General features: G+C 41.6%; 9 protein-coding genes. 2 read left to right on the top strand and 7 right to left on the bottom strand.

The features are described from left to right. Window positions 1-38 precede the first annotated feature (38 nt). The 4 genes from mgrA to H6541_09245 all read right to left on the bottom strand — a co-directional run bounded on the left by mgrA (window position 39) and on the right by H6541_09245 (window position 6,079). Entirely contained in the window at window positions 39-1,037 is a 999-nt protein-coding gene (gene mgrA, locus H6541_09260) for an L-glyceraldehyde 3-phosphate reductase (protein ID MCB9015968.1), read from the bottom strand. A gap of 81 nt (window positions 1,038-1,118) precedes the next feature. Beyond that, window positions 1,119-3,557, bottom strand: coding sequence for a glycosyl transferase (locus tag H6541_09255; GenBank protein ID MCB9015967.1), 2,439 nt, complete (start codon window positions 3,555-3,557; stop codon window positions 1,119-1,121). 40 nt (window positions 3,558-3,597) lie between these two features. Beyond that, the gene (locus tag H6541_09250; protein ID MCB9015966.1) at window positions 3,598-5,214 is read right to left on the bottom strand and encodes an MFS transporter; all 1,617 of its coding nucleotides are present in this window, start codon (window positions 5,212-5,214) and stop codon (window positions 3,598-3,600) included. Window positions 5,215-5,344: 130 nt separating this feature from the next. After that, complete coding sequence (locus H6541_09245) at window positions 5,345-6,079, bottom strand: NUDIX hydrolase (GenBank protein ID MCB9015965.1); 735 nt, start codon at window positions 6,077-6,079, stop codon at window positions 5,345-5,347. 242 nt (window positions 6,080-6,321) lie between these two features. On the opposite strand from H6541_09245, the gene H6541_09240 reads away from it, so the two are divergent. Continuing rightward, window positions 6,322-9,438, top strand: a complete 3,117-nt coding sequence (locus H6541_09240) for a TonB-dependent receptor (GenBank protein ID MCB9015964.1) — start codon at window positions 6,322-6,324, stop codon at window positions 9,436-9,438. 55 nt (window positions 9,439-9,493) lie between these two features. Next, a complete protein-coding gene (locus H6541_09235; GenBank protein ID MCB9015963.1) occupies window positions 9,494-11,008 on the top strand; it encodes a RagB/SusD family nutrient uptake outer membrane protein in 1,515 nt (504 codons plus the stop codon). A gap of 240 nt (window positions 11,009-11,248) precedes the next feature. Here H6541_09235 and H6541_09230 read toward each other — a convergent pair whose 3' ends face one another. The 3 genes from H6541_09230 to H6541_09220 form a co-directional block, all read right to left on the bottom strand. Beyond that, window positions 11,249-12,499, bottom strand: a complete 1,251-nt coding sequence (locus tag H6541_09230) for a M48 family metalloprotease (protein ID MCB9015962.1) — start codon at window positions 12,497-12,499, stop codon at window positions 11,249-11,251. A 277-nt stretch (window positions 12,500-12,776) separates the two neighbouring features. Then, a complete protein-coding gene (locus H6541_09225) occupies window positions 12,777-14,315 on the bottom strand; it encodes an acyl-CoA carboxylase subunit beta (protein MCB9015961.1) in 1,539 nt (512 codons plus the stop codon). Window positions 14,316-14,455: 140 nt separating this feature from the next. Further along, on the bottom strand, window positions 14,456-14,977 hold the full coding sequence (locus H6541_09220) for a biotin attachment protein (GenBank protein MCB9015960.1): 522 nt from the start codon (window positions 14,975-14,977) through the stop codon (window positions 14,456-14,458).

The raw sequence follows: 14,977 nt of genomic DNA, 5'->3' as shown, positions 1-14,977 counted from the left end.
GCAGTTGTTTTATTTTTTAATGAACAGTTCAGGCTCAATTAAAAACGGGCAAGTATGGTGTTAATTTTAGCTTCTTCTTCTGGCGAAAACGAAACATTTTTTAGCGTTTCCAAGTTGTCGTTTAATTGCCTTACCGAGCTGACCCCTACAATTACCGAGGTTACCCGGTGGTCTTTCAGCAGCCATGCTGTTGCCATTTGAGCAAGACTTTGGCCTCTTTGCTGGGCAATGTTGTTGAGTTTGCCAACATTGGCAATAAGTTCGGGAGTCAAGTATTCTGGCTTGAGAAAGTGAGCTTTTGATGCACGTGAATCCGAAGGAATTCCTTTCAGATACCTGTCTGTTAGCACACCCTGGGCCAGCGGAGAGTAGGCTACGAATCCAACGCCATTTTTGTCAAGTACGTCAAGCAAGCCGTTTTCAACGGTCCTGTCAATCATTGAATACCTTGCCTGATGAATAAGACATGGCGTACCGAGTTTTTTTAATATTTGCAGGGCTTCTGTTGTTTGTTCAGCCGTGTAATTTGAGATTCCGGCATACAATGCTTTACCGCTTTTAACAATAAAATCAAGTGCCATCATGGTTTCTTCAAGCGGTGTGTCAGGGTCGAACCTATGAGAATAAAAAATGTCAACATAGTCAAGTCCCAGGCGTTTCAGGCTTTGATTTAAACTTGCAACCAGATACTTGCGTGAGCCCCATTCTCCATAAGGCCCATCCCACATGTCATAGCCGGCTTTAGTTGTGATAAGCATTTCATCCCTGTAATTCGCAAAGTCTTTTTTCAGGATGGAGCCGAACACCTCTTCAGCTGAACCGGCAGGAGGTCCATAATTATTGGCCAAATCAAAATGAGTAACTCCCTGGTCGAAAGCGCTGCGAATTATTTCACGCGCGTTGTTGTAATTGTCGGCAAAACCGAAATTATGCCACAGGCCAAGTGATATGGCTGGAAGCAATATTCCGCTTTTCCCGCAGCGGGTGTATTTCATTTTATGGTAACGCTCACTATTTGCTGAATAAGTCTTATTCATTGAAAAGGGTTTGAAAGTTAGTTTAATGATTTCTGGCGCTCACTGAACCTTAGATTTTAAGCAATCTAAAATGAAAGGTGTTTATGATTTACCAATTTCATAAACTATGGTATGGGTTGTTCCCGGCTCAAAAACAGGCAGCAGGTTAGAAGAATAACTTTCGCCGTCAACAGTTACCTTGCTGATTCCTGTTTCACTTTTTTTGTTGTTTACCACGGTAATTTTGTAAATCGCACCTCTGAACTTACGTGTAATTTCAAAATTCTCCCACTCGTCTGGAATACACGGATTCACTGATAGTCCGTCGTAGTCTGGTTGTATGCCGAGAATATATTGGCTTACAGTGTAAAGATTCCATGCTGCAGTTCCGGTCAGCCATGAGTTTTTAGCTTCCCCTGGTTTTGCTGAATCCTTACCGGCAATCATCTGGGAGTATACATATGGCTCGGTCTTGTGCAATTCACTGATGTCTTCAAGGTAAGCTGGCGTAATTCGTTTATAGTAGTCAAATGCTTTATCTCCATTGCCAACCAGGGTTTCGGCAATAATTATCCAGGGGTTATTGTGGCAGAAGATACCGGCGTTTTCTTTATATCCGGGAGGGTAAGTTGTGATTTCGCCAAGGTTCAGATGGTACTTTGTATAGGCCGGGTTTAATAAAACAATGCCATAGGGTGTAGCTAATCTGTCTTCAACACTTTTTAAGGCTTGTTTTGCACGTCCATCTTCAATGCCTATACCTGCCATAATACAAAATCCCTGAGATTCGATAAAAATCTGCCCTTCATCATTTTCTTTACTTCCGACTTTGTTGCCATAATAATCGTAAGCTCTTAAAAACCATTCTCCATCCCAGCCGTATGCGTCTATGGCGGATTTCATGTTGTTGATGTGATGCTGAGCTTCTGTGGCTTCAGCGCTTCGTCCGGTCAGCTGGCATATCCGAACATACTCTTTGCCATAAAGAACAAACATTCCGGCTATCATAACCGACTCAGCGGTTTTGCCAATTTTATTGTTGGTTGTTTGAAATGATTCGCCCGGAGTTTCTGAAAAACAATTCAGATTGAGGCAATCGTTCCAGTCGGCCCTGCCAATTAACGGGAGGTTGTGCGGTCCAAGGTTATTAACAACATGATAAAACGACCTTTTGATGTGTTCAAAAATTGAACTTTCGTTGCCATTGTTGTTAAAAGGGGCGTGGTAGTCGAGTAATGACCAGTCGCCGGTTTCTTTCAGATATGCAGATACAGAAAGAATTAGCCAAAGCGGGTCGTCATTAAAGTTGCCGCCAACTTCGTGGTTTCCTTTTTTAGTCAGGGGCTGATATTGATGATAGGCACTTCCGTCTTCAAGCTGTGTGCTGGCTAAATCAATGATGCGTTGACGCGCCAGTTCGGGAGCCAGGTGAACCATGCCAATGATATCCTGGTTGGAATCGCGGAATCCCATTCCCCTGCCTATTCCTGATTCAAAATATGATGTGCTCCTTGAGAAGTAGTATGTAATCATGGATTGATACTGATTCCAGATGTTTACCATCCTGTCAAGCTTTTCATCTCCTGATTTTACATTGAATGTGCCCAGCAGCGTTGTCCATGAATCACGAAGTTGTTTCAATGCAGTTTCAACCTGTTCAGAAGTTTCAAACTGCGAAATCATCTGACGGGCTTTTGTTTTGTTGATTACGTTGGGAGCAGAAAACTTTTCATCGTTATTGTTTTCAACATAGCCAAGAACAAAAACATACTCTTTTGTTTCGCCGGGTTCTAGTTCCATTTCAATAAAATGCGACGCAACCGGTGACCATCCGTGTGCCACAGAATGACCACAGCTACCGTTTCGAACCATTTCGGGGTTGTCAAAGCCATTGTATGCGCCCAAAAAGGTTTCCCTGTCTGTATCAAAGCCGTTTATTTCACTGTTAACGGAGTAAAAAGCATAGTGATTGCGGCGTTCGCGGTATTCTGTTTTGTGATAAATGCAGGAGCCTTCAATCTCAACTTCGCCTGTGCTGAGGTTACGCTGGAAGTTGGTCATATCGTCAAGTGCATCCCATAAGGCCCATTCTGCAAAAGAGTGGAGCTTGATGTGCTTATTTTCTGAACTTTTATTCTGAAGCCTTACCCGGATAACTTCACCATCGAATTGAAGAGGAACAAAATAGAGGACTTCTGCCTCAAGTTGATGCAAGGTGCCAGTTATTTTTGAATAGCCAAGTCCATGACGACATTCATATTTGCTAAGTGCTGTTTTAACAGGCTTCCAACCCGGCGACCAAATGTTGCCACCGTCATTAATGTAAAAATACTTACCTCCGTCATCAACAGGCACATTGTTGTATCTGTTTCGCGTAATTCTTCTCAGACGTGCATCTTTATAAAAGCTATACCCTCCGCCGGTATTAGAAACAATGCTGAAAAACCCGCCAGTGCCCAGATAGTTTATCCATGGGAAAGGAGTTTGCGGGTTGGTAATCACGTATTCCTTTTGGTTGTCGTCGAAATGTCCGAATTTCATATGAGTGTGAAATGCTTAATGTTAAAAATAGATTTAGTAGTTATTTGGAGTGCTCCTCAATAGTTCTTCTATTGGTTAGTTCTGTAGTGATTTCATCCATTTTTTGCTGAGTCAGCGGATACATTGTCATAAGCGCAGCGGCCAACAAAGCAATGAGTGCAGGAATCCAGCTCATCAGCATGATGATTCCAGGAATAGCTCCCTGTATTGCCGATGAATCTTGTCCGTTATAGTTAAAGACCCCAAGCAGCAAGCCAATAATGGCGCCGGCGAGACCTCCGCCGAATTTTGAGGCAAAAGACCCGGCTGAATAGATAAGCCCTGTGGCCCTTCGTCCGTTTTTGTATTCAGAATAATCAGCAGCATCGCCAAGCATGGCAAAAAACAAGGTGGGAAATATAGCTGCAGCGAATTCTGAAATCATTCCTATTGCAAAAATGGGGTAGATGTCATGGGGCCCGCAAAAGACAATAAGGACATTTACCAGGGCCGAAAAAATCAAGGCGTAAATAAAAAGGGTTCTTTTGCCGAGTTTTTTGCCCAATGGCCCTGTTGCTATGGCACCGGCTATGGATGCAAGCATGAGCCCTACCAGGTAAGAGCCGGCCAATAACTGATTGTTGAGGTAATGGGTAAAATATATGACAACTATACCTTGCTTGGTGGCATTGTAAATGTTAAACAAGAGACCGATAATCAAAAGAACCAGCCAGGGTTTATTCCTTACCAGATCTTTCAAGTCCTGTTTTAGGTTTGTTTTTTGTTCTTTCGGTGGCTGAACTCTTTCACGCGTTGTGTAAAAAGTAATGAACATAAAGAACGACAGGAAAACAGACATGATATATATAGAATTGCTGTATCCCCGTTTTTGATCAATTACCGAGATTTTTTGGGGAGTCAGATTTTCTTCGCCTGTAGCAAGAAATACATATTTTGTGCCGGGTGTCAGTGAAAGGCTGACTGAATTTAAAGGCTCATAGGTTTTGCCTGTATCTGCCGGGCTTATTCTGGTAAATAAGGCAATGCCGTCTTTGGTTTTAATGTTTGCGTTTTCTACTGTTTTCAATACAGATACAGTAACCTGGAATTTTTTGGTGTCGAGGTTGTTAACTTCTATAGTAGGGTTAACATTGCCGAAATGAGCAACCAGAAACAACAAGGCTCCCTGAACAATCATGCCGCCTGCAAAAGCGCCTACCATGCGATATGATCCCAGAATCGTCCTTTCTTTGTCATCACCTGTGATGACTGCCATTAAGGCGCCATACGGAATGTTGTTGGCAGTGTAAATCAATGTAAACAAAATATAGGTTACGTAGGCGTAGATAATTTTACCGGTAGAGTTTAAATCCGGAGTGGTAAATAATAAGGATAAAACAATGCCCAATGGAATAGCCGTCCATAATATCCATGGGCGGAATTTTCCATATCTGGTATTTGTTCTGTCGCCAATAACACCCATCAGGATATCGGTAATGCCATCGCTAAACCGGGCAACGAGCATCAATAATCCGACTGCAACGGGGCTTATACCAAAAACATCTGTGTAAAACACGAAAAGAAAGGTGGCAACTGCACGCCAGGCAATGTTTGCCGCGCCATCGCCCAATGCATAACCAATTTTCTCTTTAAGGGTAATCTTGTTTACGTCTGGCATAATTGGAGAAATAAATTGTAAGGTTTAACAGCAGGATGTTTGATGAGATGAAAAGTCCATGTTTCGGTTTAGTTTCACAATTATGGGTGTCTGGTAACAACAAGCTTAAGGCTCTTGCACAGACAGATTGTCAATAAGAAAAATCAAGTTTATCTTTTTTAGTCCGCTCATAAACGTCTTTACTGAAAATAAAGACCTGAGCAGGTTTGTGGGCAACTCCTTTTTGTTTTTCGTCAAGTGCAATGACGTATTTCATCTGAGATATCTTTTTCCAGAAATTTCTTCTGTCGAGGTTGATTCCCAGTATGGCTTCATAGAGGTTTTGCAATTGGGTCAGCGTAAATTTTTCGGGCAGCAATTCAAATCCAATAGGTTCTAAACGTAGTTTGTTCCGAAGGAACTCCAGTGCCATATGAATCATTTTTTCATGGTCGAATCCAAGTTCCGGTAAGTTGTCAACAGGCATCCAGAGGGTTTCGGGGTGCTGTTTGTCAGGAATAACTTTTAAACTGTCAACCAAGGCGCAGAATCCAATAGAAATTACGTGATCCTCAACCATCGGGAATCTTTTCTTAATCCAGAGCTGGTCTCTGTCTTTAAGTACACGATTTGTTTCGCCAAATGTGTAGAACTGTTCAAGATAAATGTTGTCGAGCCCGGTTTTGTCTTTTAGAACTCTGACAGCTGCATCGTTGATGTTTTCACCTTTAAGTACATGGTGGCCTTGCACAGTATAATCCGTGAATATAATTTCCCCGGTGTCCGGATCTTTTAATTCGCGTTTGGTAAGGAGTACATTCAGCGTTTTATTGTTAAAGCCGAATATGACACAGTCAACCGAAATATTATTTATAAACTCTTCCATGATTAAATGCGTATTTAATACACAATGCAAAACTATTCACTTTTTAATCGAAAATGCAAATATCAGGAAATTTTTTGAACTAATGAAATATTTTATGTGGCTGACAAACAATTATATACCAATTTGGTAATTTAGAAAGAGTATAAATAATAAAATAATTGGTCAGAAGTTTGCTTTTAACATTTTTTGTGTATTTTTGCCTTTGTGTACTTTTTACATTAACTAAAAAACGAGGGTCATTTATGAAATCAGTTATTTACAATTTAATTGGACTGAACACCCGGGCAAAAAAAGCATTCTTCCTGACAGGAATGTTTTTTATAAGTATTGCACTTACTTTAAGTGCTCAGCAGGTGTCCAGCTATAACGGAAAGGTTCAAAGTGAAAACGGAGAACCCATTCCTGGTGTCAATGTAATTGAGAAGGGTACCTCTAATGGTACTATTTCTGGATTAGACGGAACTTTTACATTAAGCTCAGCTAAAACAAAGGTTGTTCTTACTTTTTCAATGGTTGGTTTTGAAACTATTGAAAAAGAAGTAAAACCTGGAGTAAAAGAAATTATTGTTTTAAAAGAGAGTGTTGTTGGACTTAGTGAGGTTCTTGTGGTTGGTTACGGTAGTCAAAAAAGGTCAAACATTACTGGTGCCATTGCCAAGCTGGATAACAAACAGCTTGCCCAATTGCCTACAACAAACGTAAATGAAGCAATTCAGGGACGTATTGCCGGTGTAAATGTTACCAGCACTTCCGGATCTCCCGGAGCAGGCCAGAAGGTTGTAATACGCGGTGTTGCTACCAACGGAAATGTACAGCCACTGTATGTGGTTGACGGTATGGCTACAGGTAATATTGATAACCTTGAACCGAATGATGTTGAGTCAGTTACCGTATTAAAGGATGCTGCCTCTGCTGCTATTTATGGTGCTGAAGCTGCAAATGGTGTAGTTCTTATTACAACCAAAAGCGGAGCCAAAGGCCCTGGTAAAATAGAGTATTCGTTGCAGGTTGGTTCACAAAGTGTAGGTGACTATACAAAACCTATGGATGCTGCTAGTTATGCAACCTGGATGAATGAAGCCAACGTAGGCGTTGAAATCCCTGCCGGCTCAAGTATTAACACCGACTGGATGGATCAAATCTTAAGTTCAGCTATGATTCAGAGACATCACCTTGCTTTTAGTGGTGCAACTGATAAAGGTAATTACTACGTTTCCGGTTCTTATACCGGTCAGAATGGTGTTATTGGTGATGATAAATCACACTACGAACGTATTTCTATGCGTGCTAATATTACTCAGCAACTTAAACCCTGGGTAAAAGTCGGAACCAATATGACATATAGTCATACCAAGAAAAATGCTATTTCTGAAGATTCTGAATTTGGAGGAATTGTTTCATCTGCTTTAATGATGGATCCCTTGACTCCTGTTACCTATAGTGGTGCTTTACCTGATTTCGCTCAGGATGCTTTAACTGCTGGCAATACACTGGTTCAGAATTCTGATGGTTTGTACTACGGCCTATCTCCCTATGTAAAAGGTGAAATCGCCAATCCGCTGGCTATGATTGAAATTGCCAGAGGCGATACCAAGGAAGATAAATTTATGGGTAATGCTTATGTAACATTAGGTGATGACAGCTGGAAAGGTTTTAAAATTACCAGCCGTGCCAGTGCTGATATTAACAATCAGCTCTATCACACTTGGTTCCCAACCTATTGGTTCTCTTCAGAAAGAATGAACACTCAGGCAAACGTAAGAGACAATACCAACACCTGGTTTACCTGGATGTGGGAAAATTATGTTTCTTATGACAAAACTTTTGGTGATAAACACAATGTTAGCGCTGTAGCTGGTATTTCAGCCAAACAATACACCCATAAATTTATCAATACTCAGTCAGGACCTATGTTCGCTGAAGACGATAACTTTGCTCAGCATGGAGATGTGGAAATTGATGGTAAAGTAAGTGGAAATTTATTAGATACCCGTACCTCTTCGTATTTTGCACGCGCTTCATATGAATATGATGGTAAATATCTGTTAAGTGCCATTATTCGTCGTGATGGTACTTCTTTATTACATCCTGATCAGAGATGGGGCAACTTCCCTTCAGTTTCTGCCGGATGGATTGTTTCGCATGAGAATTTCTGGAATGTAAGTTTTGTTGACTTTTTCAAAGTAAGAGCTTCATGGGGTACTAACGGTAACCTTTCCGGATTAGGTCCTGACCAGTTCCGCTCTTTGATTACCGCTTCAGGTATTCAGTATCCAAAACCAGGTGGTGGATTTTATACCGGTGCTGAACCCGAATTGCTTGCAAACCCTGAACTTACCTGGGCTACCAGTGAACAAACTGACCTTGGTTTCGACATGAATATGTTGGGTAATAAATTAACCTTGGGCTTCGATTATTTCAACAAGGTTACCAGAGATCTTCTCGTTCCCGGAACTCCTCCTCCTTCAGTAGGTAATAAGGCTCCGTTTGTTAATGCTGGTGATGTTAGCAATAAAGGAGTTGAACTTGAACTTGGTTACAGAGATTATGACAACAAATTAAAGTATGACATCAGCTCTAACTTTACTTGGCTTAAAAATGAAGTTACTTTCCTGAACCCGCTGCTCGACAGAGTAGGTGGTACCAGTGTTGGAACCGGATGGACAACCACTTACCTTGAACTGAATCAGCCTGTATGGTATTTCCGCGGCTATCAGACTGCCGGTATTTTCCAGAATCAAGCTGAAATTGATGCTTATAAAGCTGATAATGGTGGTTTGGCTGGTTACAATCCAGTTCCGGGAGATCCTATCGTTGTAAATACCAATGGTGATAATCTTATCAATTCTGAAGACCAGACCAATATCGGAAGCCCTCATCCAAAATTCATGTGGGGTGCAAATCTGAGCTTCTCTTATTCAGGTTTTGACTTGAGAATGTTCCTCCAGGGTGTTCACGGCCAGGATGTGTTGTTGGGATGGAATCGTTATGACAGATCTACTTCAAATCGCCCTCAGTTCTTCTTTGATGAAAGATGGACAGGTGAAGGAAGTACCAACGAAAGGCCAAGAGCTGATCAGTCAAATCCATATATCTACAATAGCGACCTGATGGTGTTTAAAGGTTCTTACGTAAGAATCAGACAAATTCAGTTAGGTTATACTGTTCCTAAAGAAATGTTGAAAAACAAAATTCAGAACCTGAGACTTTATGTTTCACTTGATGATTATTTCACATTTACCAATTATCCCGGAATGGATCCTGCAACCGGTACTGGTAAAGATAACGGCCAGGGAATTGACCGCGGTTTCTACCCCACCCCACGTAAGATCCTGTTTGGTTTGTCATGCACACTCTAACAGTGAAATCTGGGATTCATAAACATTAAAAGTGTCAACACTAAAAATATTAAAAATGAAAACTCAAGGTAAAGTTTTATTATTTCTGGCCATGATTTCGTTGCTACCAGCATGCCAGAAAGACTTCTTGGAAGTTGATCCTATTGGTAAAATGTCAGTAGAGCTGTTTTATAAAACTGATGAGGATGCTACCAAAGCCATCATGGCCACGTACGATATCCTTCAGTGGATGAATGCTCGCGACTGGAACAGCGCTTATCTGGTAAAAACCTTCCCATCCGATGAATCAAATGTGGGTGGGGGTGATGCTGGAGACCAGCCTCCTTATCAGGAATTGGGTAATTACACATTTGGACCCAGCAATGCTCCTATTACTGCAGTATGGCAATCAAACTATTTTGGAATCTATCGTGCTAATCTGGTAATCAATAATGTAAAGCCTGAAACCGATTTGCGCAAACAAATCATTGCAGAAGCTAAATTCCTGCGTGCTTATTATTATTTCGAAATTGTTTCTATGTTTGGTAATGGCCCACTTATTCTTGCTGAGCTTGCTCCCAGCGATTATGGTCAGCCATTTGCTGGTGCTGATGCCATTTATGCTCAAATTGCCAAAGACCTCAACGAAGCCATTACTGATCTTCCGTTAAAAAGTCAGTATGCGCCGCAGGATGCTTTCAGAGCTTCAAAGGGTGCCGCTCAGGCACTTCTCGGAAAGGCATATCTTTATAATAAAAAGTATGAAGAATCTGCTGCCGCTTTCGAATTAGTTATAGGTTCTGAAGAATATGACCTTCAGCAGGATTACTCAACTTTATTCCTGAAAGACTCAGAATTTGGTATTGAATCCCTTTTTGAAGTTTCATACGTTACCAGTATGGGATACGATTGGGGTACTTTCCAGTGGGGTGGTGCAAGGCCTATGGAAAATAATATTACTTGGCAGCTTACCGGCCCCCGTGGCGATTATTTCCAGCCAGGTGAAACCGGACTTATTGGGGGATGGGGTTTCAATTACCCGAAACAAAGTTTGTATGATGCTTTTGTTGCCGCTGGTGACACAGTTAGAAAACCTGCTTCTATCCTTTCATTAGCCGATTTAAGAGCTCAGGGTGGCGATTGGACCAATGAAGACTCTTACGGTTGGGACGGATGTATCCGCGTTAAATATGGAACCCGCATGGATGAAACCAATGGCGAAAGTGGTGCTGTTCCTGAATTAAACTACGGTACAAACCTTCGTTTGATTCGTTTCGCTGATGTACTCTTAATGGCTGCTGAAGCTAACCATATGGCCGGAAATGATACAAAAGCTGCTCAATATCTCACCCGTGTTAGAAACAGAGCCCACTTGGGTCCTTTCCAGGGTGACATTATGACTGCAATAAAAAATGAACGTAAACTTGAGTTGTGTTTTGAAGGTGTTCGTTATCTCGACCTTATCCGTTGGGGTGATGCTCCATCTGTATTAGGTCCTTTAGGATTTGTAGCAGGGAAACATGAGTTTTATCCAATCCCACAGGATGAAATGAGAAACAATGCACAGGCTACTCAGAATAACAATTATTAGTATTATGTTTAATTAATGTTGGTAGGTTGGTGTTAGAAATGCGGGGTTACTTTATAGTAATCCCGCTTTCTTTTTTTAAAGCAATGGAAACCAATTGTTATGTGCAAAAAAAATAAACCGTGTCTTACCTTTAAGACACGGTTTATTTTTTGAATTATCATTTAATCACTCGTTTTCTCGTATAGATCAATTTGAGCTTTTGTCATCATGCAATACTCAACGTGATATCCATTGGTGCTATTAACTCAATGCCTGAATGCCTGGCATAAAGCGTTGCTGGATGGTGTTGGCAAATATCTGGGCCACCTCGGTACGTGAGTAACCAAAAGCTTTGGTGCCCACATCAAAAATAAATCCTATCTCATTGTCCATTATCTTTTTATCGGATAAGGCTATTTTAACCAAATAATACAGCATGCTTTCACGTGAGCCGGGGCTGATACTCAGTATTTTATTGATTGAATCGTTAAAAATGTCCATCACTTTGCCACTTTCAATTATCTGGTCCATAAAATATTTTGGAAAAATAATAAACTCAGAAAGTTCCTGCAGAATGGCTTCTACTTCCTTTTCGTCATAGTTTTCGTCTGCGCCCGACATAATAACTCCGGCTGCAGCGATAAAATGGTAGAGATAAAGATCGAGCTCAGATTCCTTTATTTTTTCAAGAATGGTGGTCAGTTCGTTCATTTCAGCGCCAAGCTGTTCTGAATTTAGCCTGGATTCTGTAACAGTGTTTGTGTTGAAAACTTCATAACGTGAAAACAGCTGTATTGCTTTTACCCTGATAAGATTAACCGGGTGCGAGGCAATGTTGATTCCCTTGTCTTTTTTAAAGTATTCAAGTCGTTTTTCATTATCGGCAATAAAAGCTTCAATGTTTAGGTCAACCCTCTGCAAATCAACGCCTGACGCAAGTTTGAAGAAGGCGGAAACACAAACAGGTACATCAGGGCAAACCATAAATCCATACCGGTCGGCAGTAAGTTCTGACAATTGTTTCCAAAGTCTGATTTTATGCTGAAGCATACCCGGTATTTCGGTACTTGGCGGAAATATAAAATAAATCAGTTTGAGCAGGTCGGCATTTCTGCTGATAAGATGCCCCATTTCGTGGCCGATGATAAATCTCAGTTCATCGTCGCTCATCAGGTTTAATAGTGAAGAATTGATGTTGATGATGTGAGGCTCGTTTTCTTCATTGCGCGATACTGCAAAAGCATTCAATTGTGCGTCGCTGGTTACATAAAAATCAACAGCTTCTTCAAACCCAAGTTGATCTTTTACTGCATTGAAAATGCTGTAAAGCTTGGGCGAAATACTGCTGTCAACTTTAAAACTGTTTCCTTCGAGCATATTACGCAGGTAATTGTTGGTGGGATTGTACTTTGCTTCATGCAAGATTGATTGAATTACATCGCCTTGCAACGCTTCATAAATCTGGTCTTTCAGATACGCCTCCATTTCGAGGCCAATGCTTAGTTGTTCCATGCCAGTCCTGTATTTTAGTTTTGAAAACCTGTTGGTTGTTTTTACTAACCAAAGATAGGATAAGAGATTGTTCAATATTTGTTAAACAGCAATTAATTTATTGAATACAAACATAAAATATAGGGTTGACTTGTCAGGAATATTGAAACAGTGTTTTTAGTTGTTGTATCATGTGGAAGGGATGTAGTGTCTTTTGGGAAAAGGAGGCTATGTATAAAAAAAACTCCCCGGTAAATTTTGTTACGGGGAGTTTTTATATCATTGCAAATGTGGCGTTTTACAAAGGAATGTTGCCATGTTTTCTTGGCGGGTTTGATTTTCGCTTATTGGCACACATTTCAAGCGCCTGAATTAGTTTGCGGCGGGTGTGTCTGGGGTATATGATTTCGTCGATATATCCCAATTCAGCAGCTTTGTATGGGCTGGCAAACACATCGCGATAGTCTTTCACTGCTTTGGCTTTATCTTCATCGGTAAGTTTGTCGCGGAAAATAATATTCACAGCCCCGTCTGCGCCCATTACGGCAATTTCGGCAGTGGGCCATGCGAAATTTACATCTGCCCCAATGTGTTTGCTCGACATCACATCATACGCTCCGCCATAAGCTTTGCGGGTGATCACCGTTATCTTGGCAACGGTTGCTTCAGCATAGGCGTAGAGCAGTTTGGCGCCGTGTTTAATGATGCCGCCAAACTCCTGAGCAGTGCCTGGCAAAAACCCGGGAACGTCAACAAAAGTAACCAATGGAATATTAAAAGCGTCGCAAAAGCGCACAAAACGGGCTGCTTTGACGGAACTGTTGATATCGAGTACACCTGCCAGAAAAGCGGGCTGATTGGCGACTATACCAACTGGTTTCCCGTCAAAACGGGCAAATCCTGTAAGGATATTGCCGGCATAGTGGGGCATGGTTTCCATAAAATTACCGTCGTCCACCACACTATGAATAATTTCTTTCATGTCATATGGTTTGTTGGGATCAAACGGCACAATTTCCTGAAGTTTTTCGTCTTCACGGTTTGGATCGTCTGTTGACTTTATGCGCGGAGGCTCCTCCATGTTATTGGAGGGCAAAAAACTCATCAATTCGCGAATCATCATCATGGCCTGTTCGTCGTCATCTGCAATCAGATGGGCTACACCGCTTTTCGCATTGTGCGTCATGGCACCGCCAAGATCTTCTTTTGAAACCTCTTCGTGAGTTACCGTTTTGATGACGTCAGGTCCTGTAACAAACATGTAACTGGTGTCTTTGGTCATCAGAATAAAATCGGTGATAGCCGGACTGTAAACTGCCCCGCCGGCGCATGCGCCAAGTATGGCTGAAATTTGAGGAATTACACCGCTGCTCATTACATTCCGGTAAAAGATGTCGGCATATCCGCCCAGGCTTTCCACCCCTTCCTGTATCCGGGCACCGCCTGAATCGTTGAGCCCAATAACTGGAGCCCCCATTTTAAGGGCTAAATCCATTATCTTAATAATCTTATCCGCATTGGCGCGGCTCAGAGTTCCTCCGAAGACGGTAAAATCCTGAGCAAAGACATATACCAGTCGTCCATCAATTTTCCCATGGCCACTGACTACGCCGTCACCTGAGATCAGGTTTTTCTCCATGTCAAAGTCCCGGGCCCGGTGAACTACAAAGCGATCAAACTCTACAAATGTGCCGGGGTCAAGCAGCATTTCTATTCGTTCGCGGGCCGTTTTCCGTCCGGTCTTATGTAATTTTTCAATGCGTTCTTTACCTCCTCCAAGCTCGGCCTGGTGGTTACGTTCTTCCAGTTTGCGGTAAATTTCATCCAGATTTGACATAAACTCAAGTATAAATGCTGAATTAATAAATCAAAGAGTTCAGGTAATTGATTGGCTGTTTGGGGTTGGCAGGTTTTATAAAGCCATTGAGCATCAATGTTTTCTTATCTGTTCATTTGCAGATTGCCTGTTTCAGACACTCAGTCTATTGCTGGTTCAACCACAACCAACACTTTATTCGCTTCAATGGTTTCACCTTCTGCTGTGTTTATTGTTTTAACTACACCTGCGCTTTTGGCTTTAAACTCACTTTCCATTTTCATGGCTGAAACAATAATCAGAGTTTGTCCGGCAACTACGGTTTCGCCCGGTTTTACAGGTATTTTCACCACTTTTCCTGGCATTGGGGATACTATGGTGTTTCCTGAATCTCCAGTGTCGCCTTTTGAACGGCTTCTGAGGTATCGTGTTTGTGCGTCAATCACTTCAACATCATAAGAACTATGAAATGAGTTTACGGTGTAGTGTCTGGGGGAACCGCTTTCAATCATTTCAATGTTGTAAGAGCGCCCCTTGTAAATCATTGAATAAATTCCTTCTCCAACCTTAAGTGCATCAATTTCATACACTTCATCATCAACCTGAATCGTTACCAGATTGCCGTTTCTGCTTAATTCGGTGACAATGGCATTTCGCCCGTCAATATTGATTTCTAGTGCCAT

It is taken from the genome of Lentimicrobiaceae bacterium (assembly GCA_020636745.1).
Lineage (GTDB): Bacteria > Bacteroidota > Bacteroidia > Bacteroidales > Lentimicrobiaceae > Lentimicrobium.
This window is presented reverse-complemented; position numbering and strand designations above follow the sequence as displayed.